The sequence below is a fragment of the Streptomyces sp. LHD-70 genome (assembly GCF_031157275.1).
Classification (GTDB): Bacteria; Actinomycetota; Actinomycetes; order Streptomycetales; family Streptomycetaceae; genus Streptomyces.
Window position 1 is genome coordinate 146,275 of the sequence record NZ_JAVIFW010000008.1, and the last position, 26,822, is coordinate 173,096.

21 protein-coding genes and 1 riboswitch are annotated in these 26,822 nt (G+C 71.5%); of the genes, 9 read left to right on the forward strand and 12 right to left on the reverse strand.

Annotation, left to right across the window (positions count from 1 at the left end; translation table 11 throughout):
• Window positions 1-61: 61 nt before the first annotated feature.
• From RCO28_RS17525 to RCO28_RS17535, 3 genes are read right to left on the reverse strand one after another with little or no spacing between them, the layout of a single operon-like run.
• The gene (locus RCO28_RS17525) at window positions 62-1,282 is read right to left on the reverse strand and encodes a VWA domain-containing protein (RefSeq protein ID WP_308942079.1); all 1,221 of its coding nucleotides are present in this window, start codon (window positions 1,280-1,282) and stop codon (window positions 62-64) included.
• Window positions 1,279-3,858, reverse strand: a complete 2,580-nt coding sequence (locus RCO28_RS17530; RefSeq protein ID WP_308942267.1) for a DUF5682 family protein — start codon at window positions 3,856-3,858, stop codon at window positions 1,279-1,281. Before RCO28_RS17530 ends, RCO28_RS17525 begins: the two co-directional genes overlap by 4 nt.
• 41 nt (window positions 3,859-3,899) lie before the next feature.
• A complete protein-coding gene (locus RCO28_RS17535) occupies window positions 3,900-5,048 on the reverse strand; it encodes an AAA family ATPase (RefSeq protein WP_308942080.1) in 1,149 nt (382 codons plus the stop codon).
• Between the two features lie 163 nt (window positions 5,049-5,211).
• Here RCO28_RS17535 and RCO28_RS17540 point away from each other — a divergent pair, with 163 nt between their 5' ends.
• Window positions 5,212-6,576, forward strand: a complete 1,365-nt coding sequence (locus tag RCO28_RS17540) for an SWIM zinc finger family protein (protein WP_308942081.1) — start codon at window positions 5,212-5,214, stop codon at window positions 6,574-6,576.
• A gap of 118 nt (window positions 6,577-6,694) precedes the next feature.
• Entirely contained in the window at window positions 6,695-8,452 is a 1,758-nt protein-coding gene (locus RCO28_RS17545) for a DUF5691 domain-containing protein (RefSeq protein ID WP_308942082.1), read from the forward strand.
• A gap of 130 nt (window positions 8,453-8,582) precedes the next feature.
• Here the strand turns inward: RCO28_RS17545 and RCO28_RS17550 are convergent, their stop codons facing one another.
• Window positions 8,583-8,999, reverse strand: a complete 417-nt coding sequence (locus RCO28_RS17550; protein WP_308942083.1) for a cobalamin B12-binding domain-containing protein — start codon at window positions 8,997-8,999, stop codon at window positions 8,583-8,585.
• Window positions 9,000-9,500: 501 nt separating this feature from the next.
• Between RCO28_RS17550 and RCO28_RS17555 the strand changes: the two genes are divergently transcribed.
• Window positions 9,501-10,355: an alpha/beta fold hydrolase gene (locus tag RCO28_RS17555; RefSeq protein WP_308942084.1), complete on the forward strand. Its 855-nt coding sequence runs from the start codon at window positions 9,501-9,503 to the stop codon at window positions 10,353-10,355.
• 238 nt (window positions 10,356-10,593) lie between these two features.
• On the forward strand, window positions 10,594-12,324 hold the full coding sequence (locus RCO28_RS17560) for a peptidoglycan DD-metalloendopeptidase family protein (RefSeq protein ID WP_308942085.1): 1,731 nt from the start codon (window positions 10,594-10,596) through the stop codon (window positions 12,322-12,324).
• A gap of 124 nt (window positions 12,325-12,448) precedes the next feature.
• Here RCO28_RS17560 and pcrA read toward each other — a convergent pair whose 3' ends face one another.
• Window positions 12,449-14,905, reverse strand: a complete 2,457-nt coding sequence (pcrA, locus tag RCO28_RS17565) for a DNA helicase PcrA (RefSeq protein ID WP_308942086.1) — start codon at window positions 14,903-14,905, stop codon at window positions 12,449-12,451.
• A 250-nt stretch (window positions 14,906-15,155) separates the two neighbouring features.
• A riboswitch (cyclic di-AMP (ydaO/yuaA leader) is annotated at window positions 15,156-15,336 on the forward strand.
• Window positions 15,337-15,342: 6 nt separating this feature from the next.
• Here pcrA and RCO28_RS17570 point away from each other — a divergent pair.
• On the forward strand, window positions 15,343-16,512 hold the full coding sequence (locus RCO28_RS17570) for an NlpC/P60 family protein (RefSeq protein ID WP_308942087.1): 1,170 nt from the start codon (window positions 15,343-15,345) through the stop codon (window positions 16,510-16,512).
• A 125-nt stretch (window positions 16,513-16,637) separates the two neighbouring features.
• On the opposite strand, the gene RCO28_RS17575 is transcribed toward RCO28_RS17570, so the two are convergent.
• Window positions 16,638-16,991, reverse strand: a complete 354-nt coding sequence (locus RCO28_RS17575; RefSeq protein WP_308942088.1) for a hypothetical protein — start codon at window positions 16,989-16,991, stop codon at window positions 16,638-16,640.
• Between the two features lie 343 nt (window positions 16,992-17,334).
• On the opposite strand from RCO28_RS17575, the gene RCO28_RS17580 reads away from it, so the two are divergent.
• Window positions 17,335-18,390, forward strand: coding sequence for an NlpC/P60 family protein (locus RCO28_RS17580; protein WP_308942089.1), 1,056 nt, complete (start codon window positions 17,335-17,337; stop codon window positions 18,388-18,390).
• Between the two features lie 23 nt (window positions 18,391-18,413).
• Here the strand turns inward: RCO28_RS17580 and RCO28_RS17585 are convergent, their stop codons facing one another.
• A complete protein-coding gene (locus RCO28_RS17585) occupies window positions 18,414-18,992 on the reverse strand; it encodes a GNAT family N-acetyltransferase (RefSeq protein WP_308942090.1) in 579 nt (192 codons plus the stop codon).
• Between the two features lie 114 nt (window positions 18,993-19,106).
• Here RCO28_RS17585 and RCO28_RS17590 point away from each other — a divergent pair, with 114 nt between their 5' ends.
• Complete coding sequence (locus RCO28_RS17590) at window positions 19,107-19,727, forward strand: hypothetical protein (protein ID WP_308942091.1); 621 nt, start codon at window positions 19,107-19,109, stop codon at window positions 19,725-19,727.
• Window positions 19,728-19,766: 39 nt separating this feature from the next.
• Here RCO28_RS17590 and RCO28_RS17595 read toward each other — a convergent pair whose 3' ends face one another.
• Both RCO28_RS17595 and RCO28_RS17600 read right to left on the reverse strand, forming a co-directional pair.
• Complete coding sequence (locus tag RCO28_RS17595; RefSeq protein ID WP_282535628.1) at window positions 19,767-20,480, reverse strand: response regulator transcription factor; 714 nt, start codon at window positions 20,478-20,480, stop codon at window positions 19,767-19,769.
• Window positions 20,477-21,802 (reverse strand): PspC domain-containing protein, encoded by a 1,326-nt coding sequence (locus RCO28_RS17600; protein WP_308942092.1) that lies wholly within the window; start codon window positions 21,800-21,802, stop codon window positions 20,477-20,479. The genes RCO28_RS17595 and RCO28_RS17600 overlap by 4 nt, the downstream gene beginning before the upstream one ends.
• Before the next feature lie 348 nt (window positions 21,803-22,150).
• On the opposite strand from RCO28_RS17600, the gene RCO28_RS17605 reads away from it, so the two are divergent.
• Window positions 22,151-23,500, forward strand: a complete 1,350-nt coding sequence (locus tag RCO28_RS17605) for a PspC domain-containing protein (protein WP_308942093.1) — start codon at window positions 22,151-22,153, stop codon at window positions 23,498-23,500.
• Window positions 23,487-23,966 carry a hypothetical protein gene (locus RCO28_RS17610; RefSeq protein WP_308942094.1) on the forward strand — a complete coding sequence of 160 codons (480 nt, stop codon included), beginning with the start codon at window positions 23,487-23,489 and terminating at the stop codon, window positions 23,964-23,966. Before RCO28_RS17605 ends, RCO28_RS17610 begins: the two co-directional genes overlap by 14 nt.
• On the opposite strand, the gene RCO28_RS17615 is transcribed toward RCO28_RS17610, so the two are convergent.
• The 3 genes from RCO28_RS17615 to RCO28_RS17625 all read right to left on the reverse strand — a co-directional run bounded on the left by RCO28_RS17615 (window position 23,873) and on the right by RCO28_RS17625 (window position 26,746).
• Complete coding sequence (locus tag RCO28_RS17615) at window positions 23,873-24,388, reverse strand: DoxX family protein (RefSeq protein WP_308942268.1); 516 nt, start codon at window positions 24,386-24,388, stop codon at window positions 23,873-23,875. The two genes, RCO28_RS17610 and RCO28_RS17615, sit on opposite strands and share 94 nt — an antisense overlap.
• Before the next feature lie 104 nt (window positions 24,389-24,492).
• Window positions 24,493-25,758 (reverse strand): hypothetical protein, encoded by a 1,266-nt coding sequence (locus tag RCO28_RS17620; RefSeq protein WP_308942095.1) that lies wholly within the window; start codon window positions 25,756-25,758, stop codon window positions 24,493-24,495.
• A 202-nt stretch (window positions 25,759-25,960) separates the two neighbouring features.
• On the reverse strand, window positions 25,961-26,746 hold the full coding sequence (locus RCO28_RS17625) for a class II aldolase/adducin family protein (protein WP_308942096.1): 786 nt from the start codon (window positions 26,744-26,746) through the stop codon (window positions 25,961-25,963).
• Window positions 26,747-26,822 lie beyond the last annotated feature (76 nt).

Below are 26,822 nucleotides of genomic sequence, written 5' to 3' on the forward strand. Positions count from 1 at the left end.
CATATCCGATATAGCCAACTGCGGCCACTCCCGCCCGATTCGGCCACCCTTCACCTGGCGTTCAGGCCGTGTCCGGTATCGGCAGTTGCCGCTTCTCGATCGCGGCCGCCATCACCTCCGGGAACAGGTCGGGCGTGCAGGCGAACGCGGGTGCCCCGAGCCCGGCGAGCGCCGCCGCGTGCTCTCTGTCGTACGCGGGCGCTCCCTCGTCGGAGAGCGCGAGCAGCGTCACGAACTGGACGCCCGCCGCCTTCATCGCGGCGACCCGCTTCAGCATCTCGTTCCGTATCCCGCCCTCGTACAGGTCCGAGATCAGCACCACGACCGTGTCCGCGGGCCGGGTGATCTGCGACTGGCAGTACGCCAGGGCTCGATTGATGTCCGTGCCCCCGCCGAGCTGGGTGCCGAACAACACATCCACCGGGTCGTCCAGTTGGTCCGTCAGGTCGACCACCGCCGTGTCGAAGACGACGAGCCGCGTCGCGATCGACCGCATCGACGCCAGGACCGCGCCGAACACCGAGGCGTACACGACGGACGCCGCCATCGAACCGGACTGGTCGATACAGAGGATCACCTCCTTCTTCACGGACTGCGAAGCCCGCCCGTACCCGACAAGGCGTTCCGGCACCACCGTCCCGTACTCCGGCAGGTAGTTCTTCAGGTTGGCGGCGATGGTGCGGTTCCAGTCGATGTCCCGGTGGCGGGGCCGGCTGATCCGCGCACTGCGGTCGAGCGCGCCGGTCAGGGTCGCGCGCGTACGGGACGCGAGCCGCTTCTCCAGGTCCTCGACGACCTTGCGCACCACGGCCCGCGCGGTCTCCTTCGTCGTCTCCGGCATCGCCTGCCTGAGCGAGAGCAGCGTGCCGACCAGATGTACGTCCGCCTCGACGGCCTCCAGCATCTCCGGTTCGAGCAGCAGCGCGGACAGCCCGAGACGGTCGATGGCGTCGCGCTGCATCACCTGCACCACGGAGGACGGGAAGTACTTCCGGATGTCCCCGAGCCAGCGCGCCACCGACGGCGCCGAGGCCCCGAGCCCGGCCGCGCGGTCCCGGCCCTTCCCCGCCCGGTCGCCCTTTCCGTACAGCGAACCGAGGGCTCCGTCCATCGCCGCGTCCTGCCCCCGCAGCTGACATCCGGTCCCGTCGGCCGCGTCTCCCCCGAGCACCAGCCGCCACCGCCGAAGGCGTTCCGCTGCTTCTGCTTCTGTTACTGCTGCTGTTTCTGCTTCTGTTTCTGCCCCTGGTCCGCCTGCTTCTGCGGTGCCTGTGGTTGTCATGCGTTCACCTCCGTGTCGGGTTCGTGGCCGAGGAGCAGATGCAGCACCGGCAGCACCGCGTCGGCCCGGTCCTGGTCGGGCTCCGCCGCGAAGCCACGTATGCCGGTCGTGGCCGCGATCGCACCGGCCGCGTCTCCGGGCCCGCGCCGCACCAGCTCCCCGAGCGTGCGCCGCACTCCTGCCTCGTACGCCGAGAAGGTGCGGCGCAGCAGCGGCAGTACGTCCGTGAACGCCTCGTCGGGAACAGACGTCAGCCAGGAGTCGAGGAGGCCGAGCAACCGGTCGTCGTGGATGAGCAGCATGCCGCCGCCCGTCCCTCCGGAGCCGCTGCCGACGAACCCCTCGATCCACGCCGCCGCGTCGGCCGGCGCCGTCACCGGCGACAGGGCGAGGCCCATCAGCCGCGCCGCCGACTCGTGGTCCGACTCCCCCTCGTCGAGCAGGAGTCGGACCGCTCTTCCCCGCACCTCCCCCGGCACGGAGTCCCGTCCTCCGAGCACTCCGAGCACGGAGTGCCAACGGCCGCGCATGGGTGTCGTGCGGTTCCTCGCCGTGCGGGCGGCCTCCTCCGGAGGCGTGCCTTGCGCACCGGTGTCCGGCGGTGCTGCCTCGGTGAGGAGGCCGACTGCCGTGTGCACCGCGTCGACATGGCCTCGCATCTGCGCCCCGCCGTCCGCGTCGAGCCCTGCGCAGGCGGGCGGCAGCCCGACGAAGACCCGCTCGGCGAGGCCCGCGGCGACCTCGGCGAGCGCACTGGTGTCCGTGCCGCGTACGTCGCCGTACCGGAGCGAGCGGACCAGGGCGGGCAGGGCCTGGGCGAGGTGCCCTACGTCCGTGTCCAGGGCGGCCCGGTCGCCGAGCACCTTCATCACCGTCGGGAGCGCGTCCGGCAGTCCGGCGAGGAGGCAGCGCTCGGCGAGCGCGGTGACGTCGGCGAGCGCCGGGGCCGAGATCGCCTCCGACTCCGCCTTCGCGGTGGCGGCCGCGAGCACCGTGGTCCCCCAGACCCCCGCTTCGGCGACTCGCACCGCCAGCTCCGGCTCCCAGCGAAGCCGCCAGCTCTCCCGGAACGTGCCGGTGGAGCCCCGCGCCGCCTCCGAAGGCTCGCCCCAGCCGATGCCCAACAGCCGCAGGCGGTGCAGGAGTCGGCTGCGCGCGGCGTCCGTCTCCTTGCGCAGGTCGAGGTCCAGCTCGCGGTCCAGCGCCTCGGGTTTGAGGCGCAGCCGACGCTGGGCCGCGCTCAGGTCGCGCTGCAGCGGCACGGCCGGCGCCGACGCGGGCACCTCGCCGAGCACATCTCCGACGACGAGCTTGTCGTGCACGAGGGCCAGCGGCACGTCCGAGCCGTCGCACATCACGGCACGGACCGCGTCGGTGGTCTCCGACAGGCCGGGCAGGGGCCTGCCGCGCATCACGGCCAGGGTGTCGGCGAGTCGTACGGCCTCGATGACGTGCGCCGACGACACTCCTCTGTCCTCGTCCCTGAGCAGCCCGGCGACCTTGGTCATCCAGCGCTCCACGGGCCGGTCCGGGGCACGGAACAGATGCGCGTACCAGCCCGGCGAGGCGATGCCCGCCCCGTAGCCGCTCGCCCGGGACAGTCTGCGGTGGGTCCAGGGCACCCAGGTCATGTCGACCTTGGCCTTCGGTAGCCCTTTCAGGAGGGCCCGGTCGGCGGTCACGGTGGCCTTGGCGGCGAGCGCGGGGACATGCCAGGCGCCGCACACCACCGCCACGCCGTCCCCGAACTCCTTCCGCGCCGAGCGGAGTTGCAGGCGCATGTACGCCTCCCGTACCGCATCGCGCGCGTGCCCGCCGTCGCCGTACCGCTCGCGCAGCGCACCCATCGCCTCGGCGAGCGCGGCGAACGGTGCCAATGCGTCATCGGCAGCACCGCGGTGCTCGACGACGTCCTCCCACCAGCGCTCCGGGTCGTCGTACCCGGCCGTCTCGGCCAGGACCGCGAGGGGATCGATCCGCAGCTCTTGCTCGCCGGAGCCGCTTCCCTGGCCCGCCTCGACACCCAGATCCGCACCGCCCTCGACGCCTGGATCCGCACCGCCTTCGGCGCCGAGTTCCGTACCCGACGCCGTGCCTGACGCCGTGCCTGACGCCAGGCCTGGCCCCGTGTCCGCCTCCCCGTCCATCGCCGGTTCGGGTTCCTCCTCCGGGTCCTCGCCCGCGGGCGGTTCCGCCAGTGAGTGGGCGGCCGGCAGGTCGATGAACCGTACGGCTACGCCGCGCTCCACGGCCCAGCGCAGCGCGACCCACTCCGGGGAGAACTCGGCCAACGGCCAGAACGCCGAGCGGGCCGGGTCGTCCGTGACATGCGCCAGGAGTGCCACCGGCGGGCTCATCCCGTCGTCCCCGACCAGCTCCACGAGTGCGTCCGCCTCGGGCGGTCCCTCGATGAGCACGGCACGCGGCGCGCAGGCGTCCAGCGCCTCCCGTACGGCCCGTGCCGAGCCGGGGCCGTGATGGCGCACGCCCAACACCCATGGGCCGTCCGCCCGTTCACCCCCGCGGTACTGCGGGGCGCCGCCCTCACCCCCGTGCAAGGCGGCGCCCCTGTCCATGGGCCGGGCGCGCGGGCCCGGCGCCGCTTCCGCGAAGCCGTTCACGCGCTCACCTCCCGGCACGCGCGGTAGAAGTCCTTCCAGCCCTCGCGCTCGCGGACGACCGCCTCCAGGTACTCCTGCCAGACGACCCGGTCGGCGGCCGGATCCCGCACGACGGCCCCGAGAATCCCGGCGGCGACGTCGGCCGGCCGCAGAATCCCGTCCCCGAAGTGGGCCGACAGGGCAAGTCCGTTGGTCACGACCGAGATGGCCTCGGCGGTGGAGAGGGTGCCGCTGGGCGACTTCACTTTCGTACGCCCGTCGGCCGTGACTCCGTCGCGCAGCTCGCGGAAGACCGTGACGACACGGCGGATCTCGTCGACGCCGTCCGGAACGGCGGGCAGGTCGAGCGAGCGGCCGAGCTCGTCGACCCGGCGGGAGACGATGTCCACCTCCGCGTCCACACTCTCCGGCAGGGGCAGCACGACCGTGTTGAAGCGGCGGCGGAGCGCGCTCGACAGCTCGTTCACCCCGCGGTCCCGGTCGTTGGCCGTCGCGATCAGGTTGAACCCGCGTACGGCCTGCACCTCCTGCCCCAACTCCGCTATCGGCAGAGTCTTCTCGGACAGGATCGTGATCAGGGAGTCCTGCACGTCCGCCGGGATGCGCGTGAGTTCCTCCACCCGCGCCGTCATCCCCTCGGCCATCGCCCGCATGACGGGGCTCGGCACGAGCGCGTCCCGGCTCGGCCCATGGGCGAGCAGCTGCGCGTAGTTCCAGCCGTACCTGATCGCCTCTTCCGGCGTGCCCGCCGTGCCCTGCACCAGCAGCGTCGAGTCACCGCTCACCGCCGCCGCCAAGTGCTCGGACACCCAGGTCTTCGCGGTGCCGGGGACGCCGAGGAGGAGAAGCGCCCGGTCCGTGGCCAGTGTGGTCACGGCGACCTCGACGAGGCGCCGCGGGCCTACGTACTTCGGTGTGATCACCGTGCCGTCCGGCAGCGTTCCGCCCAGCAGGTACGTGGCCACGGCCCACGGCGAGAGGCGCCAACGCGCCGGCCGCGGACGGTCGTCGGCCGCCGCCAGCGCCTTCAACTCGTCCGCGAACGCGTCCTCGGCATGCGGACGCAGCGCCTCCGCACCACCCGTTCGCAGCGCGTCCGCGTCGTCCTTCGAGCCGTTCACGGCGGTGTTGACGGACACAGTCATGGATCCCCCTCCAAATGCGCAGGACTGAGCACCTCGACGGATCGGCGGGCCTCGGCCCGAGTTGATCGCCGGTTGTGGTCTCCACCGTGCACCACGCCACTGACAATCGACCGTCGTCGCAGGTCAGGGCCGATTGTCAGTGGCGGCCTCTAACGTCGAGGACATGAATCAGCAGGGGGTGCGCTGGACGGCTGATCAGGTGCTCGCACTGGCTCCTGACGCCGCGTCACGCAAAGCGGGAAGCAAGCTCGGCGCGGCCGGGCCGTGGTCCGAGGCGGGGAATTCGAGCGAGGGGGCGGTATGGGGGCTGTGCAAGGGAAGCGGCAGCAAGCCGTACCAAACGGTCGTGGACACCACGGGCCCTGCGTACAAGTGCAGTTGCCCGAGCAGGAAGTTTCCGTGCAAGCACGCACTCGGCCTGCTGCTGCTCTGGGCCGGACCGGACGGCGCGGACGGCACAGTTCCGGAAGCCCGGCCGCCGGAGTGGGCGGAGCAATGGCTGGCCGACCGGCGTAAGCGAGCGGCCGAGCAAGGCGAGTCAACTCCGGTCGCAGGTAGGGGCGGTGAGGCGGAGGGGGCGCGCCGCAGAGCCGAGCGGCGGGCGGAGAGGGCGACGGCGGGGGCGACCGAGCTGGAGCAACGCCTGACCGATCTGCTGCGCGGCGGACTCGCCGGTGCGGAGTCGGCCGGGTACGGGATGTGGGAGGAGACGGCCCGCCGCATGGTGGACGCGCAGGTGCCGGGACTCGCCTCGCGCGTACAGGAATTGGGATCGATCCCGGGTTCGGGCGCCGGTTGGCCGGTGCGGTTGCTCGAGGAGTGCGCCCTGCTCCACCTGCTCGACCAGGCTTGGCTGCGACGCGAGCAGCTGCCCGGGCCACTGGCCGCCACCGTGCGCACCAGGCTCGGCCTGCCCGTCTCGGCCGAGGGCCCGCCGGTTCGGGATCAGTGGCTGGTCCTGGCCCAGTACGACTCGGCCGACGGCAAGCTGACCACACGGCGCATCTGGTTGTACGGAGAAGAGTCGGGGCGCACGGCACTGCTGCTGTCCTTCGGGGCTGCCGGGCGGGCACCGGAGCTCACCCTTCCGGTAGGTCTCGTGCTGGACGCGGAGTTGTCCTCCTATCCGGGGGCGGGCCAACTGCGGGCGGCGCTCGGTGAACGGTTCGCCGTTCCGGAGCCGCGCCCGCTTCGCCCCACGACCCTGGACGTCGCCGATGCTACGGCGGCGTACGGCATCGCGTTGCGCGACGACCCGTGGCTGGAGTCGTGGCCCGTCACCCTGAGGGACGTCGTACCCGTCCAGGAAGAGGTCGGGGGCGCGGGCGGGTGGCAACTTGCCGATGCGGACGGCAAGTTCGCTCTTCCTGTCGCGGGCAAGGCCGTATCCCGTCCGGGCCTGTGGAAGCTAGTCGCAATCTCGGGCGGGGCGCCGGTGACCGTGTTCGGCGAGTGCGGGCACGGCGGCTTCACCCCTCTCACGGCCTGGCCCGCGGAGCCCGGCGCCGAGGCGATATCGCTGAGCTGAGGCTGTGCTGCGCTGCGTCCGGCCGCCCCGCGGCCACCCGTGCACGTGCACCTTCGGCGTCTCTCAGCACCTCTCGACGGCTCCCACCCTCCGCAGACTCGACGCTCTGGAGAACCGCATGAACGCGACCGGACCGATCACCACCGAGCCCCACCCCGGGGCAACTGGGGGCTCCGGGCCCGACCCCGGCACAGCAGGAGGCTCCGAGTCCCACCCCGCCACAACAGGGAGTGCCGAGCCCTTCCCCGGCACAACGGCGATTGCCCAGCCCTCCCCCGTCGCCACCTGGGAAGAACTCGTCACCTCCGCCCTGCTCGGCACCGACCGGCGCAGGCCACCCGTGGCCGTGCCGCCCGGAACGGACCTGCCCGCCGCGCTGCTCGACGCGGCGGCCGTGGAAACCGTGCGCCGCCGTGCCGGGCTGCGGCCTGCGGACGCCGCCGAGCTGCCCGAGCAAGCGGCACCCGAGACGAGGCCACCCCTGCCGGCAGCCGCCCGGCGCCGCCTCGCGCTACTCCTGGCCGACCGGCCGGGCTCCGGGGGCGGCCGACGCAGCACAGCCCCCGACCTGACGGAGCTGCTGCCGCAGTGGCTGGCGGCGGCCAACGACCACGGGTACGCCGCGCCCGCCGAGTTGCTGCCCGCCCTGCTCGACGCGGCCCGAGGCCGGACCGACCTGCGGCCGCAGGCCCTGCGCTTCGCCGGTCCACGGGCGCTGTGGCTGGCCCGCCTCAACCCCGACTGGAAGTTCGCGCTGCGTACGTCGCCGGGAGGCAACGCGCTGCCGCGCGCCAAGGACATCGATGCGGTCCAACGGCTGTGGGAGGAAGGCCTGTTCGCGGAGCGGGTCGCGTTGCTCGCCGCGGTGCGTGCCGACGACGCCGAGGCCGCCCGCGAGCTGCTCGCCGCCACCTGGTCCGCCGAGCGGGCCGAGGACCGCCTGATGTTCCTCGACTCGCTGCGCGCAGGGCTGTCCGACGGCGACGAGTCGTTCCTGGAGCGCGCCCTGTCCGACCGCAGCCGGAATGTCCGGGCCACCGCCGCCGAGCTGCTGTCGGCGCTGCCGAACTCAGCCCTCGCGGCCAGGATGGCGGACCGCGCGTCATCCTGCGTGGCCATGGACCAGACACGCAGCGGCATCACGGTCGAGGCGCCGCACGCCTGCGACGCAGCGATGGAACGGGACGGAGTCGTGTCCCAGGCACCGTCCGGCAGAGGGCAACGCGCCTGGTGGCTGGGGCAGTTGGTGGAAGCGACGCCCCTCGCCACCTGGCCGTCCCGCCTGGGCGGGCGCAGCCCCGAGGAGATTACGGCCCTTTCCGTGCAGGACGACTGGCGCCCGGAACTGCACGCCGCGTGGTGCCGTGCGGCCGTACGCCAACGGGACGCCGTCTGGGCGCGGGCGCTGCTCGGCGTCCCGTCCGCGCCGGAAGCGGGCGGTCCCGGCGCGGTGTCACTCGCCGAGCGGGCCAAACTCCTGGCCGTGCTCCCGGCCGCCGAGCGGGCCGGCTGGGTCGCCGGGTTCATCGACGCCCACGGCCTGTCGGAGGCGTTCCAACTGCTCGGCGTATGCACCCTGCCCTGGTCGGGCACGCTGGGCAGAGCTGTCGTCGACGCCCTCAACATCGCGCGGGACGCGGGCAGTTACCCGTGGAGCTTCAGCGGAGTGATGGGACTGGCCGAGCGCTGCCTCGACCCCACCGAGACCAGCCGCCTGGAGTCCCTCACCGCGATATCCGACGAACCGGAGGACGGCGCGCCCGGAGCGGTGGGCTACTGGGCGGAGGCGTTCCAGCGGCTCGTCGGCACGCTGAGACTGCGCGCGGCGATGATCGCGGAACTGGCCCCACCCGGGGCGGCGGACATGGAGGCGTGAGGCGCACCTGGCGCCGGGCACGAGGGCACGCGAGACGTGGGCAGGCAGGCAGGCTCAGCCCGGGCCGCCGCGCCAACCCCTCGCCAGCCCGCGTCAGGCCCCTCCTCGAGGCCCTCCCTCATGCCCCGCCTCAAGCCCCGGCAGTCTGTGTGACGTTCGCCCGGACCCAGTCCACGATCGATGTCGTCGTCGCACCCGGCGTGAAGATCTCCGCGACGCCCAGCTCCTTGAGGGGAGCAATGTCGTCCTCCGGGATGATGCCGCCGCCGAAGACCTTGATGTCCTCCGCGTCGCGCTCCTTCAGGAGCTGGATCACCTTCGCGAACAGGGTGTTGTGGGCGCCCGAGAGGATCGACAGGCCGATCGCGTCGGCGTCCTCCTGGATGGCGGTGTCCACGATCTGCTCCGGCGTCTGGTGCAGACCGGTGTAGATGACCTCCATACCGCCGTCGCGCAGTGCCCGCGCGATCACCTTGGCCCCGCGATCGTGCCCGTCGAGCCCCGGCTTGGCGACCACCACGCGGATCGGACCGGCTGCCACACCCATCACTGCCTCCATGTACCGAGTAGCCCCTCAGGAATCCGCCACCAGCCCCGAGACGTCTCGCGAAAGGTGAACCAGTAGAGGAACGATGTGAACGAACGTTATCTCCAGGATCCCGTACGCGGCAGTTTCGCGGTGTGGAGGGAGGGGGAAATCACATGGTGAGACACGTTCGCCGGGCGTGCACACGGGGACGGCTGCAGGACGCCGCGCCCGGGTCGCGCGCATGGGGAGCCGTCAGGAGAACGCTGCATCACCGCGCCGTCAGCCGCACGGCACGGTGGTGCGGTGCGTCGGCCGGATGTCAGCGAGAAGGCGGCGGCGGCTCGCTTCGAGCCGGAGCTGTCTGAGAAACCCGAGCTGACAAAGAAACGGTCGCCGCCGGAGCCGCAGCCACGCGACTCCGTAGCATCCGACACGGCAACCACAGCGGGCACACGGGGGCACAGAGCCGACTCCCGCGTGCGGTTCGGGAGGTCGGCCGTGAAGGTACTGCCCGTACTGATGTCGACACTCGAGTCCTGCCTGCGCCGCCCGGGACTGCTTCCTCCCGGACAGCATCTGCGGTTGTCCACCGCGCTGTTGAAGGCCTCGGCGCTGGAGCTGGCCATCCTGGCCGGACATCTCTTCCTCTACCCCTCGGGCATCCGGCAGGAGCAGGCCTCCCGGGAACAGGCGCGGCGAGAGCGGATGCAGCCCGTCCGGTTGCCGAGTGCCACGGCCGAGCGGCCCGTGGTGCTGCTGCACGGCTTCATCGACAACCGTTCGGTCTTCGTGCTGCTGCGCCGGGCCCTGGCGAAGGAGGGCCGACAGCACCTCACGTCGCTCAACTACTCACCGCTGACGTGTGACATCCGCGGTGCGGCGGAACGCCTCGGCCGGCATGTGGAGGAGATCTGCGCACGCACCGGGCAGCCCGTCGTGGACATCGTCGGGCACAGCCTGGGCGGACTGATAGCCCGCTATTACGTGCAGCGGCTCGGCGGTGACATCCGAGTGCGTACGTTGGTCACGCTCGGCTCGCCGCACGGCGGCACCCGTGTCGTGCCGTTGATGAGCGCGCACCCGATCGTGCGCCAGATGCGGCCCGGCTCCGATGTGATCGAGGAGTTGAGGGAGCCCGCTCCGCGCTGCAGGACCCGGTTCGTCTGTTTCTGGAGCGACCTCGACACGGTGATGTCCCCACCGCAGACGGCCTGCGTCGACCACCCCGATCTCCTTGCGCACAACATTCAGGTGACCGGAATCGGGCATCTCGCCCTGCCGGTTCATCCGGCGGTCGCCGCCGCCATCCGGCAAGCCATCGACGCGGAGGAGGCCATCACGTCGGCCACGGGCCCAGCCGCAGTCGTGGCCTGATCCCACCGCCGACGGCCGCCGACCGGTTCTGCCGCCGCCTCCAGAACGACATCTGGGCATCCGATAGTCGAACGACACTCGAACGCAGCGCCAAAGCTCCGCCCACAGTCCGCCGAAAGGCGGCCGATTGCCCGTTTCTGGAAGGCGGGAAACCTCTGGAAGATTGTCGCCGTCGCGTACCGCCGGGTACAGTCACCGCACTGCTCTGCCCCCTGCTGTCGAGGCGAAAGAGAAGTTGGTGAACGACCAGCACGGCTATGCCGCCGGTTACGACGGCTACACCACCGGTGCCTTCGACACCACCTCTTTCGACGCCGACCCGCTGTTCGGCGCGATGCCGGGTGAGACCGGCGCGTACGACGCCGGACAGAGCGGTCAGTGGGACAACGGCCAGTGGGCGCCGGGTGGCCAGGCGGTCTACGACCCGTACGCCAACACCCCGCAGGATGCGGGCAGTTACGCGTCCGGCAGCTACGACACGACCGCCATGTGGGCGACGGGCGGGTACCAGCCACTCGCCGACATCCCCGCACAGCCCGGCCCGCAGACCGCCGAGCAGTGGGACGCCACGGGACAGTGGCAGACCCCGAACCTCGGGCAGCCGACCGAGCAGCCCACCGGTATGGAGCACGGCCAGTCGTTCCTGGAGACGGGCGCGTACGACGCCACCGCGTGGAACGTCGACGGAGCCGTGCCCTCCGCACCTTCCGCTCCCGCCACGTCCGCCGACGGCTATGACGCCTACGGAACGTTCGACGCGGGCAGCACAGGATTCGAGACCCAGGCCGCCCCCGTCTTCGACCCGCTCGCCTTCGAGACGCACGGCCTCGATCCGCAGAGCCTCGAAGGCCAGCACCTCGAGCCCCAGGCCTTCGACACGCAAGCCTTCGCCGGTCAGGGCTTCGAGACCCAGGCGTTCGAGCCCCATGCCTTCGACACACAGGCCTTCGAGCCCCAGAGCTTCGAGGCCCAGACCTTCGACACCTCGATGTTCGAGCACGTCGAGCACGTCGCGCACATCGAGCAGCCCGTTCCGGGCGAGCACGGCGCGGCCGAACAGCACGGCGCCGAGGGCGAGTTCAGCCCGATCGAGTTCAGCAGGCCCGCGGAGCCCGGTGACGGCGTGTCCCTGCCGGGCCAGGTCGACGCGGCGGACGCGGCCGATGCCGCCGACGCACCGTTCGCCGCCCCGATCGCCCCGGGCACGCCGGTCGGCCCCACGCCCCGCAGCCGGAGTCGCCGCCGTGCCCCCGCCAAGCGTTCCGCTCTGCTGACGGTCGCCGTGCCGTCGGTGTGCGCGCTCGGTGTCGCGGGCGTCGCCGCCGCGTCCGTGGCCGGCGGCATGAGCGACGAGCAGGCCGACACGCAGACCCAGGCCGCGCCCGACCCCAGCACGGTCAAACCGTCCACGGCCAACAGCAAGCTGGACACCCAGCTCGCCAATCTCTCCGCGGACGCCGACGACTTCGCCGACCGAGCCAGCCGGACGCAGGAACGCATCGACCTCAAGGAGCGCCAGGAGGCCGAGCGCAAGCGGAAGGCCGCCGAGGCCGCGCGCAAGGAGGCGATGCGGCCGAAGTTCGCGCTGCCGGTTAAGCAGCACGGGCTGAGCGCGTTCTACGGACAGTCCGGCATCAACTGGATGTCCACCCACTCGGGCATCGACTTCCCGGTCTCGTACGGCACTCCCGTCCTGGCCGCGGCGGACGGCACCGTGCGGACGCAGTGGAATCCCGCGTACGGGAACATGGCGATCGTGACGACCGCCGACGGCACGGAGCTCTGGTACTGCCACCTCTCCAGTACGAAGATCCGCAGCGGTTCCGTGAAGGCCGGTGACACCATCGCATACTCCGGCAACTCCGGTAACTCCACCGGCCCGCACCTGCACTTCGAGGTGCGCCCCGGTGGCGGCTCGGCGATCGACCCGCTGCCGTGGCTGCGCAGCCACGGCCTCGACCCGACCTGATCCCGGCCGGGGGCTCCGAACACCAACCCCGCTCGGCCGCCCCTCCCCGTCCTCCCGCCTGTTACGGAGATTCCGGGACGGCCGATCAGAACCGGCCCGGAATCAGACCACGCGAACCGAACCGTCAGAGCTTCTCGACCGGCGCGTATCTCAGCAGCAGCACCTTCGGCTTCGGGTCGCCGAAGTCGATCGTCGCGCGGGCCTTGTCCCCCGCGCCCTCCACGCCGACGACCGTGCCGAGGCCGAACTGGTCGTGCGTGACCCGGTCCCCCGCCGACAGCGAGACGACCGGCTTGTCCCCGCCGGTGCGCCGCGTCGCGAAGCCCGAAGGTCCGCCGCGGGAGCGGGAGGACGAGAGCGAGGAGACGACTGAACCGGCCGGGCCGCGCGAGGGCGGCGGCGCGGCGGGGCCGGTGCGCTTCCAGTCCAGGTGCTGCTCGGGGATCTCCTCGAGGAAGCGGGACGGCGGGTTGTACGAGGGCTGTCCCCAGGCGGAGCGCATCGTGGACCGCGTCAGATAGAGGCGTTCGCGGGCGCGCGTGATGCCCACGTACGCGAGGCGGCGTTCCTCCTCCAGCTCCTTGACCTGGCCGAGCGCGCGCATGTGCGGGAAGACGCCGTCCTCCATGCCGGTCAGGAAGACCACCGGGAACTCGAGGCCCTTCGCGGTGTGCAGCGTCATCAGCGTGATGACTCCGGAGCCGTCGTCCTCGTCCGGGATCTGGTCGGAGTCGGCGACGAGGGCGACCTTCTCCAGGAAGTCCGCGAGGGTACCCTGCTCGCCCTCCTCCCGCTCCTGCTCGAACTCCAGGGCCACGGCGGCAAGTTCCTGGAGGTTCTCGATGCGGGTCTCGTCCTGCGGGTCGGTCGAGGACTGCAACTCGGCGAGATATCCGGTGCGTTCGAGGACGGCCTCCAGGACAGTGGCCGGACCGGCGCCGGATTCCACGATCGTGCGGAGCTCCTCCATCAGCGTGTTGAAGCGCCGGACGGCATTGGCGGAGCGAGCCGCCATTCCGTAGGCCTCGTCCACCCGCTTCAGCGCCTGCGGGAAGCTGATCTTCTCGCGCAGCGACAGCGCGTCGATCATCGCCTCGGCGCGATCGCCGATGCCGCGCTTGGGGACGTTGAGGATACGGCGCAGCGGAACCGAGTCCTCCGGGTTGGCGAGGACGCGGAGGTAGGCCAGGACGTCCCTGACCTCCTTGCGCTCGTAGAAGCGGACGCCGCCGACGACCTTGTAGGGCAGGCCGACGCGGATGAAGATCTCTTCAAAGACGCGGGACTGGGCGTTCGTACGGTAGAAGACCGCGACGTCTCCGGCCTTCGCGTCGCCCGCGTCCGTGAGGCGGTCGATCTCCTCGGCGACGAACTGTGCTTCGTCGTGCTCGGTGTCCGCGACGTACCCCGTGATGCGGGCGCCCTCGCCGGCGTTGGTCCAGAGGTTCTTGGGGCGGCGGCTCTCGTTGCGCTCGATGACGGCGTTGGCGGCGCTCAGGATCGTCTGCGTGGAGCGGTAGTTCTGCTCCAGGAGGATCGTCGTCGCGTTCGGGTAGTCCTCCTCGAACTGGAGGATGTTGCGGATGGTCGCGCCGCGGAAGGCGTAGATCGACTGGTCCGCGTCACCCACCACGCACAGCTCGGCGGGCTCGATGGCGGGGGCGCCGTCGGCCACCGGCTCGCCGTTCCCCACCAGCTCGCGCACCAGGGCGTACTGGGCGTGGTTGGTGTCCTGGTACTCGTCGACCATGACGTGGCGGAAGCGGCGGCGGTAGTGCTCGGCGACGTCCGGGAAGGCCTGGAGCAGGTGGACCGTCGTCATGATCAGGTCGTCGAAGTCCAGGGCGTTGGCCTCGCGGAGGCGCTGCTGGTACATCGTGTACGCCTGCGCCAGCGACTTCTCGAAGCCGTCAGCCGCCTGCCCGGCGAAGGTCTCCTCGTCGATGAGCTCGTTCTTGAGGTTGGAGACCTTGGCGCTGAAGGACTTCGGCGGGAACTTCTTCGGGTCGAGGTCCAGGTCCCGGCAGCACAGCGCCATCAGGCGCTTGGAGTCGGCGGCGTCGTAGATCGAGAACGAGGACGTGAAGCCCAGGCGCTTCGACTCGCGGCGCAGTATCCGCACGCACGCGCTGTGGAAGGTCATCACCCACATCGCGTTCGCCCGCGGGCCGACCAGGTCGGAGACGCGTTCCTTCATCTCGCCCGCGGCCTTGTTCGTGAACGTGATCGCGAGGATCTGGCCCGGGTGGGCGTCCCGCTCCGCGAGGAGGTGCGCGATGCGGTGCGTGAGGACGCGGGTCTTGCCGGAGCCCGCGCCCGCGACGATGAGCAGCGGGGAGCCGGAGTGGACGACGGCCGCGCGCTGGTTGTCGTTCAGCCCCTCGAGCAGGGTCGCCGGATCGACCGCGGGGCGGGGGGCGCCGTCGCGGTAGTACGCGTCCCTGGGCGGGGGCGCGTCGAAGCGGCCGCCGAAGAGGTCGTCCGGAATCTCCTCCGGAGCGGACTCCTCGGGCGGCGGCGGAGGCCCGTGATCCTTGGGCTGCAGGTCCGCCAGGAAGCTGTCGTCAAAGAGGCTGCTCATCGCCTACCGAGTCTAGGCGGCCCCACTGACACCCCGACCCCGGTTCCCGGAGCCCGCCCGAAAGCGGATGCGCGAGCGGCTGCCCGGAATGCCGCGCACACTCCGCCTCATCGTGTTCAGGCGCTCACACAGAGCGAAAGTCACGAAAATGTATCGGGCATATCGAACACCAACCTTCACAGCTGACACACGAGTTGGCTACTTTGCCTTCGGGCCGCACGTCCCCCCACCGACGGAAGACGTCGGGAGCGCGCGGCCTGCGCCGAGTCCGGTGCGCTCCCCCGCGGGCAGCCGGAGCCGGGGACCCACCTTGATATTTGGGGTGAATCGGTCCCGTACAAGAGCACAACGTACGAGACCGTAGGGCAGCCCTTCCGAACCATCCGCCCGAACCCGACAGCTAACCCGGTAGGCGGCAGACGGAAGGAGCGCCTCCTTTGGCGTCGCACCGCAAGCCGCGGTCCAGGCCGGGTCTCGTACGGACGTCCCAGGCCGTCGGCATCACCACCGCCGCACTCACCTCCGTCGCGCTGCTGTCGCAGACGGCGGGCGCCGCGCCGGCCGAGCCGAAACCCTCGCTCGAAGAGGTCCAGAAGAAGGTCGACGACCTGTACCGGCAGGCCGGGGTCGCCACGCAGAAGTACAACGCCGCCAAGGAGCGCACCGACCGGCAGCGCGGCGAGGTCGACGGGCTGCTCGACCAGGTCGCCGAGCGCACCGACAAGGTCAACGAAGCGCGCCGCGAGCTCGGTTCACTCGCCGCGGCCCAGTACCGCAACGGCGGCATGTCCGAGACCGCGCACCTGCTGCTCGCCGACGATCCGCAGTCGATGTTCGACCAGCGTCAGCTCATGTCCCGCCTCAGCGACCGCCAGCAGCGGGCCGTCGACGACTACGAGTCGCTGCAGCGCGAGGCCACCGCCGAGCGCGGCAAGGCGCAGAAGAGCCTGGAGTCGCTGACCGATTCGCAGGCCGACCTCAAGGAGAGCAAGCGGGCCGTGCAGGCCAAGCTCTCCGAGGCGCGCGAGCTCCTGTCGAAGCTGACCGCCGAGGAGAAGGCGCGGCTGGCCGCGATCGAGCGGAAGAAGGAGGCCGAGGCCAAGCGCAAGGCCGAGGAACTCGCCCGCAAGCAGGCCGAGGAGGAGCGCAGGCGCAAGGCCGAGGAGGAGGCCCGCCAGGAGGAGGAGCAGGGCTCGGGGTCGGGCTCAGGGTCCGGTTCCGGTTCCGGTTCCGGCTCGGACGCGGGCACCTCGTACGCCGCCAAGGCGCAGAAGGTCATCGCGTTCGCGGAGGCGCAGATCGGCAAGCCGTACGTCTGGGGCGCCACCGGCCCCGACTCGTACGACTGCTCCGGGCTCACGCAGGACGCGTGGAAGACCGCGGGGATCTCGTTGCCGCGCACCACCTGGGACCAGGTGGAGGTCGGCACGACCGTGAAGACCGCCGACGCCGAACCCGGTGACCTGGTGTTCTTCTACGACGACATCAGCCACGTCGGGATCTACATCGGCGACGGCAAGATGATCCACGCGCCGAAGCCGGGGGCGAACGTGCGCACGGAGTCGATCTACTACATGCCTATCCACAGCGTGGTGCGGCCCGTCTGACTCCGCCGCTGACCGCCCCTGCTGAACCGAAGGGCCCGGACCGCCGTCGCGGTCCGGGCCCTTCGCCGTATGCCGTCCGGACCTCTCGGGCCCGGTCAGGAACCCTCAGGTCCAGTCCAGACCTCTCAGGTCCAGAGCGTCGCGATGAAGATGTTCACGGTGGTGAGCGCGCCTACCGTGACGAACATCCCCTTCTCCACCTTCTCCTCGTCGCGCTTCACGTACACGAGGCCGAGGATCACGATCAGCAGCGCCAGCTTCACGCCGATCTTGATGTTGTTCACGGTCTGGTCGTCGGCCTGGTTGAGGCCGACCAGGGCCACGCCGGTGACCAGCATCGTCAGCGCGCCGTGCAGCATCGCGGGGGTGAAGCGTGCCGTGCCCGCGCCCATCGCCTTCATCTGAGTCAGGAAGCCGCCGAGGAGCGAGGCGATTCCGATGATGTGCAGGGCGACGAACACATTGATGAGTACGTCCATGATGCGGAGCCTAACCGGGGCCATAGCAGCAGTCGGCAGGCAGGTCCTGCCGGACGGCCGCAACGGTCGCGGGGGTACCAAAAACCGGCACCACGCGCGCGTGCGGCCGGTCAGTTGCGGTCATGCTCCACTCTCTGCGGCCAGTTGCGTACATTCCGTCATCGCCCCGTGACGCTGAGGTTTAGCGTCCCTGGCCAGGTGACCGGCGCACCACCGCCGCTCCCGCCCCGTAGGGCGGCATGCCGGTCACCCCCGCCGAGAAGTCCGGCGGTGGCCCGCTCCCCCTGTGCGGGCCGCCGCCGGACGCGCGGGAAGACCGGACGCGCAAGGAAGAAGTGGATCCGTGACCGCGCAGCGCAAGCACCGAAAACCCAGGCACCGCTCGATCAGTGGCCATACGGCCCGCACCGCCGCCACCCTGGCACTCGCCTCGGCCGCGTCCGGTGCGGCGCTCGAAGGGACCGGGAACGCGGAGCCCGGGCTCACCCCGGCTCAGGTGAAGGCCAAGGTCGACAAGCTCTACCACGAGGCGGAGATCGCCACCGAGAAGTACAACGGCGTCAAGGAGCGGGCCAAGGCCGCCGAGGACCGTGTCGACGAGCTGCAGGACGAGGCCGCCCGCAGGACCGATCGACTCAACTCCGCGCGCGCCGGGCTCGGTTCGGCCGCCGCAGCGCAGTACCGCACGGGCGCGATCGCCCCGTCCATGCAGCTCGCGCTCGCCTCCGACCCGGACAACTATCTGGACCGGGTGATGCTCGCCGACCGCGCGGGCAGCCGACAGGCAGCCGCGGTGCGGCGCGTCCGGGGCGAGCTGCGGGAACTCGACGGGCTGCGCGCCGAAGCCGGCCGCAGGAGCGACGAACTCGGCGAGCACCGGGCGAAGTTACGCCAGCACAAGAAGGACATCAACGGAAAGCTGGCCTCCGCCCAGCGCCTCCTCGACCGGCTCACCGCCGCCGAACGCGAACAGCTCACCGACGGCCTGCACGGCAGCAGCGACACCCGCGCCTCCCGCGACCTGCCCCGCGACCCCCTCAAGGCCCCCAACTCCCGTGCTTCACAAGCTGTTTCGTACGCGTACGACGCGATCGGCAGCCCCTACGTGTGGGGTGCGTCCGGGCCGAACTCCTTCGACTGCTCCGGCCTCACCCAGGCCGCGTACCGCTCGGCGGGCGTCTCCCTGCCGCGGACGACGTACACGCAGATCAATGCCGGGCAGCGCGTCTCGCGCTCCGAACTCGCCCCCGGTGACCTGGTGTTCTTCTACTCCGGCATCAGTCATGTCGGCCTCTATGTGGGAGGCGGGCAGATGATCCACGCCCCCAACCCGAACGCTCCGGTGCGGCTCGCCCCGGTGGACTCGATGCCGTTCTCCGGGGCTACGCGGGTGTCCTGAGCCCGATCCGCTCGCACCCGCCGCTACCGCTCGGCGGGCCTGAGGTCGCCCAGCGGCAGCCACATCTTCACGTCGTCGAACCGCTCCTCGCCCACCGCGATACCGCCCGGGAGTCTGCCCCACTCGCGGAAGCCGAGGCGGGAGTACAGCTCGATGGCCGACTGGTTGTTCCCGCGCACGCCGAGGGTCAGCAGCTCCAGACCTGCCGTACGCGCGTGTTCCACCAGGCCGGAGACCAGCCGCTGGCCGAGGCCGAGCCCGCGCGCCGCCGGATGCGTCATCAACTGCCGCAGCTCACCGCTGTGTCGGTACGTCGCGACAGCGCCCCGGCGCTGCCAGAGGCCGCAGCCCGCGACCCTGCCGTCGACCGTGGCCACCGCGAACGCCGCGTCGCCGGCCCGCACATCGGCGAGCACGGCGCCCAGCCAGGCGTCCGTCTCGTCCCGCGGCGGCGGGGCGAGATAGCCGATGGCGCCGCCGTCCGCGGTGACGTCGCCTATCAACCGGTGTATTCCGAGCCGGAGTTGAGCCTCCTCCTCGGTCGGCCAGACGAGGGCGAGCTGGGGGCGGGGCCTGGCGGGAGCGCCGGAGGAGGTGTTCATGGTCAGCCATGCTAGGGGGCACCGCCGACGTTCTCCGAAGCTGTCCACAGGCCCGCGGGCGGAGTTATCCACAGGCCGGGCGAGCGGGAACACCTGTGCGGTACGTTCGCCCGCATGTCCCGCGTTCCCCTTCCTCCACCTCCTCCGCCACCGCATCTGCGCACGTGGCCGGACCGCGGCTCGCTGCTCTCCGACAGAGCCGGTGCGTTGACGGTCCTGCACCGCCGCGGCCTCGGCCTGGCTCAGCTCGGCGTGCTGTGGCTCATGGCGCTGCTGGCGCTGTGCGGCTGGTCGGGGGTCGCGGGCGCCGTGCAGATGGCATCCACTTCAGGGGGCTTCCCGCTCGACGTGCTGTTCGCCCTGCTCGTCGCGGTCGTGGGCCTCGCCATCATGGCTCCGGCCGTGGTCGTCACGGTCCTGTGGTTCCGAAGACAACGGCGCATACGGCAACTCACCGACGCGTGGCTGGCGTTGGACTCCGACCCGGCGGCCGACAACCGCCTCCGCTCCCCCGGGCTCAGCCTGACCTGGATGCTGCTGTCGTTCCTGCTGTGCGGGCTCGGAATCCTGAGTTCCTACGCCTCGGCCGCCACCGCGTCCGGTGCGGACGCGGTGTTCCAGGTGCTCCTGGGCATGGGCGGCGGGGTGATCATCTGGGTGACCGGACTCCTGGGCATCCGCAAGGCGTTCGGGCACCGGCAGTGGGTCATGTCGCGGCTCGGACGGTCTCGGTAATCCTTCCCCCGAGGCCCCGAACGCCTGGGGCCGCAGCCCTCAGACCAGCCGCCTCGCCGTGGCCCACCGCGTCAGCTCGTGCCGGTTGGACAGCTGCAACTTCCGCAGTACGGCCGAGACATGGGACTCGACCGTCTTCACGGAGATGAACAGCTGCTTGGCGATCTCCTTGTACGCGTACCCGCGGGCGATCAGGCGCAGCACCTCGCGCTCGCGCTGGGTGAGGCGGTCCAGGTCCTCGTCGACCGGCGGGGAGTCCGTGGACGCGAAGGCGTCCAGGACGAAGCCGGCCAGGCGCGGCGAGAACACCGCATCGCCTTCCTGCACACGGAAGATGGAGTCGACCAGGTCGGTACCGGTGATCGTCTTCGTCACGTATCCACGCGCGCCGCCGCGGATCACGCCGATGACGTCCTCGGCGGCGTCGGAGACCGAGAGGGCGAGGAAGCGCACCGGGTTCTCCGGGTCCGCCATGAGCGGGGCGCAGCGCCGCAGCACCTCGACGCCGCCGCCACCCGGCAGATGGACGTCGAGCAGCACGACCTCGGGGCGGGTGGCCGTGATCACGGTGACGGCCTGCTCCACGTCGGCTGCCTCGCCGACGACTTCGACGCCCGTGGTCTCCGTACGGCCGATCTCCGCCTGGACTCCCGCGCGGAACATCCGGTGGTCGTCGACCAGGACGACCTTCACCCGGCGCGCGCCGGGCTCACGCTCGGGCTCGCCCTGAGTCTGTTCGGTCGCGTCACTCATGCCGTGGTCGCCCTCTCCATCTCCAACTCGACTTCCGTGCCCCCGCCAGGCACCGTACGCAGCCGGGCCGTACCGCCGTTGCGCTGCATGCGGCCGATGATCGACTCCCGTACGCCCATGCGGTCCGCGGGCACCGCGTCCAGGTCGAATCCCGGGCCGCGGTCGCGCACCGACACGAAGACCGTCCGTCCCTCGACCTCCGCGAAGACCTGGACGGCGCCGCCCTCGCCACCGTACTTGGCGGCGTTGACCATCGCTTCCCGCGCGGCCTGCAGTTGGGCGGAGAGCTTCTCGTCCAGCTCGCAGTCGCCGACGACGACCACCTCGATGGGGACGCCGTACTTGTCCTCCACCTCGGCGGCCGCCCTGCGCACCGCGTCGGCGAGGTTCTCCGGCTCGTTCTCGTCGTCCTTGCCGCTGGGTTTGTACAGCCAGGTGCGCAAGTCGCGCTCCTGGGCGCGGGCCAGCCTGCGGACCTCGCCGGGGCTCTCCGCGTTGCGCTGGATCAGGGTCAGGGTGTGCAGCACCGAGTCGTGCACGTGCGCGGCGACTTCGGCGCGCTCCTGGGCCCGGATGCGCATCAGGCGTTCCTCGGAAAGGTCCTGTGTCATACGGACGAGGTAAGGGCCCGCGAGCAGGGCGATACCCACCAGGACGGCGAGGGCCGCCTGCAGCACGGCGCCGAGGTTCTGGAGGGAGCCCTGCAGGACGAAGATGCCGGTGACGCCGGTGCCGACGAGGACGACACCGGCGGCGGTGCGGGCCAGGTTCAGCGTGCGTCTGCGGCGGCCGACCTCCATCCAGCGGGCCCTGCGGGCGTTGTCCGCCTGCCGCCAGACCAGGGCCACACCCGCGGCCACGAGGAGCACCGGCCAGAGATAGACCTTGCCGGGGCCACTCACGTCGACAGTGCTGACGAAGACCATCGCGACGACGACCATGGCGAGCAGCGCGATCAACTGGCCCCTGTCGACCTTGCGTACGACGAGCTTGCGGCGGCCGTCGGGACCGACCTCCGTCGTCACGGCGTGCTGCCGCTCGGCCGCCCCGCCCACGCCCGCCGCGCCGACACCTCCGACACTCCCGACACCCCCGACACCCCCGACGCCGAGCGGGACGAAGAACCAGAACGCGGCGTACAGGAGCGCGCCCAGGCCGTCGGCGAGGAACAGGCCGACGAAGACGAGGCGCACCCAGATCACCGGCAGCCCGAGATGGCCCGCGAGCCCGCGCGCGACTCCCCCGAGCCAACGGCCCTCGCCGCTGCGGTAGAGCTTGCGCAGCGGCTGGGGATCCTCGGTGGCGGGGGCGGCGGTCGGCATGCCATCGATGGTCACACGGTGCACGACGGAAGACATCAGGGTCCGCCCCCGAGACGTCCCTGATCTCCGGCCGGCCGTCGGCTGGGTCCGGCGAGTGCGCGTCGACGCGCGCCGGCCCTCGGTCAGAGCCCCGGCCGTCCTGCCCCCTCAGCCCCGGCCTCCCCTCGGCCCGGCCACCCCTCGCCCCGGTCTCCCGCGCGCACCGTCGGGTCGCGCGCCCCGGGTCCGCTCCGGGCCACTCCGGGTTCGCGCCCCTGGCGCCCCGAATCGATCTCGGGGTCGGATATCAGGGTCGGACCAGGGTCGTCCCGTCTGCCGAAGCCGGCCTCGTCCCGTCACCATGGACACATGAACGATCAGGACCTGGCCGGGGCGAGCGCCGCCGAGCCGAGCGCCCCGCCGGGGCTGCGCCGCGAGCGGTCGCACCGCATGCTCGGCGGTGTCTGCTCGGGCCTCGGTCGGCACTGCGACATGGACCCGGTGATCTTCCGTATCGGCCTCGCCGTGCTCGCCGTCACGGGCGGCCTCGGCCTGATCTTCTACGGCTTCGCATGGCTGCTCCTCCCGCTCGACGGGGACGAGGAGAGCGAGGGTCGCAAGCTGCTCACCGGCCGGGTCTCCGGCGCCGGCCTGTCCGCCCTGCTCTGCGCGCTCATCGGCTGCGGCGTCTTCCTGTCCATGCTGAACAACGGCGGGGTGCTCACGTTCGCGGCGGTGCTCGCCCTACTGCTCGCGGGCGCGGGGTACTGGTCGCAGACCCGCCGCGACACCCACGCCGCCCCGGTCACGGCACAGTCGGTCGCCGACGCCCCGCCGGAGGCCCAGGCCCCGCCGGTCACGGGAGTCTGGTCGTGGTGGCGGGACCCGATAGTGAAGGACGGCACGCACGACGGAGGCACGGGGTACGCATGGGGTCCGGTCGACCACACGATCGAGTACCCGGTGGACTTCATCGACGGCACCAAGGGCCCCCGGATCGCCATGCCGCCGGGCCCGTACCACCGGACGTACCGCCCGACGGTCCCCAAGCCCTTCCCCAAGCCGAAGCCGCGCGGGCCGCGCTGGATCGGCGGCTGGGTCTTCCTGCTCGCCCTGCTCGCCGGGGTGCTCGGCACCGGACTCACCTGGAGCGATCACGGGGGCGCCGGCTCGCTCGGCCTCAGCCTGCAGGCGGGCCTGGCCTGTGCGCTCGCCGTGTTCGGCCTCGGCATCGCGGTGAGCGCGTTCCTGGGGCGTACGGGCGGGGGCTCGATCGTCCTCGCGGTACTCACGGCAGGCCTGCTCGCGGTGGCGACGATCCTGCCGGAGAACATCGGTACGACCTGGACGCGCACGGACTGGCGCCCCACCGGCACGGCGCAGGTGCAGCCGGTGTACGAGGTGGGTTCGGGCGTCGGCACGCTCGACCTCACGGGGCTCGACCTGCGCAAGGGCCAGACCGTGAGGACGGCCGCCGAGGTCGGGGCAGGGCGCGTGGAGGTGGTCGTGCCGAAGGACGTGACCGTACGGCTTCGGGCCGAAGTGGGCGTGGGAGACATCCGCTTGCCCGGCGAGGCATCCGACGACGTGGACATCGCCCCTGGCCAGGACCGCCGCATCACGCTGAGACCGCCCGAAGGCACCTCCGAGGCGGGCACGGTGGAGCTGAGACTCGAAGTGGGCGTCGGACAGGCGGAGGTGAGACGTGAGACCTCCTGAGCACGAGACGGGCGACCAGCGCCCGGCCACCGCCCCCTCGGCGGACACCTCCCGCACGCCCACCGGCTCGTCTGCAGGCGCCTCCCGCACGCCCACCGACACCCCGACGGGCACCACCCACACGCCCACCGACACCCCGACGGCCACCACCCACACGCCCACCGACCCCTCGGCAGGCACTCTCCACCCGAAGGAGTCCCGCATGCTGCGGCACGAGTTCCAGCCGGGAAAGCTCGTCGCGGGCGCGGTCCTGCTCGCCGCGGGGGTGGCCTACGCGGGGGACGCGACCGGGGAGTGGCAGGTCCCGTGGTTCGTACTGATCCCGCTGGTGTGCGGCGGGCTGTTCCTCGCGGCCGTCGTGGCCGCGGTGACCTACGGGATCCGGCGCCGCCGCTCCCGCAGGAGAGCGTCCAGGGAGAACGTGGGGGCGCCCGCGAGCACCAGCGGGAGCCAGGCCATCAGATAGGCGAGATCGTTGCCGTAGTAGTAGGGCTCGACGGCCCAGCTCACCGTCAGCCACAGGCTCAGCGAGATCATCGCGCCGCCGAGCGCGGCGAGGCGGGTGAGGAGGCCTGCCAATGTGCCGAGGCCGACGGCGAGTTCGCCGATGGCGATGGCGTAACCGAAGCCGAGAGGGCTCTTCAGGGAGAGGTCCACCAGGGCGGGGATGGCCGAGGAGTCGCGGACGCCCTCCATGGTCTCGGCGATGGATCCGGCGCCGGACGCGGACATGAAGGTGGAGTCGGTGAGCTTGTCGAGTCCGGCGTAGATGAAGGTGACGCCGAGGAAGATCCGCAGGGGAAGGAGGGCGTGCCGGGTGAGGGTGGCCTTCAGGCTGCCGCCGTCGGCCCGTGCGATGTAGGGGTCGGTGGGAATGCCGTGCGCCATGGTGTCCGCCGCCTCTCGTTGATCGGCCAACAGACCATACGTACGACAGAAGGGGCGGGTTCACCAGTACCTGGAGCCGAACGGAGCGTTCCGGGAAGGTGGCGTCAGTCGGTCACCTCGACGGCGCAGCGGTTGCTCTCCACGCCTGCCGCCGTGATGACCTGCACTTCCACGCGGCCGGGAGGGATATCGACCGGGACCGGAACGGTGAGTGCCGAGTCGGTGGGATTGGTGAAGCCGCCCGGAACCGGAACCAGCGGGACATGGGCGTGCACCGCTCCGACGCGGACGACCACCCGGGCGAGACGGTCCGGGGCGCCGGCGCCGGGCGGTACGAATCCGGTGCCGCGGATCTCGATGTCGTCGCCGGTGCGGATCGGTGCGTCCAAGTCGCCGGGCTCGCGGGCGCGGACCACGGAGAGGATCACGGGCCGACCGCCCTCGGCGAGCTTGCCCGCGAGATAGGTGGCGGCCGAGACCAACATGAGCGCGGCGAGCCCCCACGGCAGGTCGGGCAGTCGGCCGGGGTCGCGGGCGAGACGGACGGCGGCGAAGGCGAGGGCACCGGTGGAGACGAGCACGTACTGGACGTCGGTGAAGCTGCCGCGGCCCGCGTCGTCGGTGATCAGGTCGGACAGGCGGGGACGGTCGGCGGGCAGTTTCTGGAGCCGCTGCGCCTGGACGCGTACGACGACGACGCGGCGGACCAGTACGGCGGCGCCGGAGACGACGGCCACCACGGTCAACAAGCCGACAGAAAAGCCGAGTTGGAGGCCGTCGAGCAGGGCGGAGCGCTCGCGGCCGGGAGCGGAGAGGGCGAGGCGGGCGGTGAGGACGAGCACGGCGAAGACGGTCAGGAGGACCCAGGCGGCGGCGACGGCGCGGGAGGTGGAGAGCCGGTTGTCCTCGCCGACGAGGGGCGCGAGCACTCCGCCGTGCGCCCGCTGCGCGTGGCCGACGGCGAGGAGAGCGCCTCCGGTGAGCGCGGCGGCGAGGGCGCCGGCGGTGCGGGCGGCGGTCCAGCCGGAGTCGATGGCGGTGAGGGCCTGGGCCAGCAGGAACAGGGTTCCGGCGGCGGCAACGGCGAGCAGGGTGCGGCGCCACATCTGGTGCAGCCAGGCCCTGCCCTCGGCGCGGCCGCGCTCGGCGACGGCGGCGGCCGACTGGGTGAGGGCGTCGGAGGCCCACTGGCGGGAGGCTGCGGCGGAGTGGGCGAGGGCGGCGGGCAGGCCGTCGCCGGAGGCCAACTTGTCGCGCTGGGCGAGGAATTCGGCGACGGCCCGCCGATGTCCGGTGCGCGCACCGTGCGGGCAGTCACCGCAGGCGCAGCCGCCCTCGTGCGCCCCCTTTTCCGTCACTTGCACTGCCACGTGCGCTCCCCATCAATCCAACGATCCTCTTGACCGCCAACGCCCTTGATTTGATGGGGAATTGTGTCGCACTGAGCGAGCGCAGGGGGCGCATTGTCAGGTCAGAGGGGGTGAGCGACGTGGCGCGAGGTTGACTCGATCTTCCCGCAGCGCGCGGCGGACACCCCGCCCGACAGCAAGCGCCCCCTACGACAAGCGCCCCCTACGACAGCAGATCCGGCTCCCCCCGGCTCACGTCCTGCCACAGCGGCTGGTAGTTGATCCACGCCACCAGGTCCGTACCCAACTGCTCGCGCAGCGCGACCGCGTCCTTGTGGCCGATGAGGACCGGGCGGCCCGCGGCGCGGGCCTCCAGCTGGACCTGGCAGGAGCGCTCCATGGAGATGAACCACCAGGCGGCCGCGTCGACGGAGTCGCCGACGGTGAGCAGCCCGTGGTTGCGCAGCACCGCCGCCTTGCGGTCGCCGAGGGCGGCGGCGATACGGCGGCCTTCGTCCGCGTCGACGGCGGCGAGCGTCGCGGCGTCGTACAGGGCGTGGTCCTCGTAGAAGGCGCAGGCCTCCTGGTTGATCGGTTCGAGGAGCTCGCCGAGCGCGGACAGGGCGCGGCCGCGCAGGGAGTGGCAGTGGGCGACGGACACGACGTCCGGGCGGGCCTCGTGCACCTGGGCGTGCACGGTGATGGCGGCCTGGTTGACGTGATAGCGGCCCTCGAGCACCTGGCCCGCGCCGTCGACCAGGATCAGGTCACTGACGGTGATGTGCTTGAAGGGCATGCCGAAGGGGTTGACCCAGTAGCAGTCGGTGAACTCCGGGTCCCGGGCGGTGATATGACCCGAGACGCCGTCCTCGTACCCGAATCGGCCGAAGAGTCGCAGGGCGCCCGCGAGCCGTTCCTTGCGGTGGCGCCGCTCGTCCGCGACGGACTCATGCACGGGTGGCAGCGCGAACTGCAGCTGGTCGACGGGTATCGGCGTGGGCGCGGACATGGTCGTCCCTCCATTCCTGGTGTACGGGGCGGAAGTTACCGTCGGTCAACCGAAGTGACCAGGGGCGTCCTGTGAA

Excerpts from the sequence above, each read along its gene's own strand:
- RCO28_RS17625 (WP_308942096.1), bottom strand. The coding sequence starts at position 26,746 with ATGTCCGCGCCCACGCCGATACCCGTCGACCAGCTGCAGTTCGCGCTG.
- RCO28_RS17575 (WP_308942088.1), bottom strand. The coding sequence starts at position 16,991 with ATGGACGTACTCATCAATGTGTTCGTCGCCCTGCACATCATCGGAATC.
- RCO28_RS17600 (WP_308942092.1), bottom strand. The coding sequence starts at position 21,802 with ATGCCGACCGCCGCCCCCGCCACCGAGGATCCCCAGCCGCTGCGCAAG.
- RCO28_RS17585 (WP_308942090.1), bottom strand. The coding sequence starts at position 18,992 with ATGAACACCTCCTCCGGCGCTCCCGCCAGGCCCCGCCCCCAGCTCGCC.
- RCO28_RS17535 (WP_308942080.1), bottom strand. The coding sequence starts at position 5,048 with ATGACTGTGTCCGTCAACACCGCCGTGAACGGCTCGAAGGACGACGCG.
- RCO28_RS17540 (WP_308942081.1), top strand. The coding sequence starts at position 5,212 with ATGAATCAGCAGGGGGTGCGCTGGACGGCTGATCAGGTGCTCGCACTG.
- RCO28_RS17595 (WP_282535628.1), bottom strand. The coding sequence starts at position 20,480 with ATGAGTGACGCGACCGAACAGACTCAGGGCGAGCCCGAGCGTGAGCCC.
- RCO28_RS17615 (WP_308942268.1), bottom strand. The coding sequence starts at position 24,388 with ATGGCGCACGGCATTCCCACCGACCCCTACATCGCACGGGCCGACGGC.
- RCO28_RS17530 (WP_308942267.1), bottom strand. The coding sequence starts at position 3,858 with ATGGACAGGGGCGCCGCCTTGCACGGGGGTGAGGGCGGCGCCCCGCAG.
- RCO28_RS17590 (WP_308942091.1), top strand. The coding sequence starts at position 19,107 with ATGTCCCGCGTTCCCCTTCCTCCACCTCCTCCGCCACCGCATCTGCGC.
- RCO28_RS17605 (WP_308942093.1), top strand. The coding sequence starts at position 22,151 with ATGAACGATCAGGACCTGGCCGGGGCGAGCGCCGCCGAGCCGAGCGCC.
- RCO28_RS17555 (WP_308942084.1), top strand. The coding sequence starts at position 9,501 with ATGTCGACACTCGAGTCCTGCCTGCGCCGCCCGGGACTGCTTCCTCCC.
- RCO28_RS17525 (WP_308942079.1), bottom strand. The coding sequence starts at position 1,282 with ATGACAACCACAGGCACCGCAGAAGCAGGCGGACCAGGGGCAGAAACA.
- RCO28_RS17550 (WP_308942083.1), bottom strand. The coding sequence starts at position 8,999 with ATGGGTGTGGCAGCCGGTCCGATCCGCGTGGTGGTCGCCAAGCCGGGG.
- RCO28_RS17545 (WP_308942082.1), top strand. The coding sequence starts at position 6,695 with ATGAACGCGACCGGACCGATCACCACCGAGCCCCACCCCGGGGCAACT.
- pcrA (WP_308942086.1), bottom strand. The coding sequence starts at position 14,905 with ATGAGCAGCCTCTTTGACGACAGCTTCCTGGCGGACCTGCAGCCCAAG.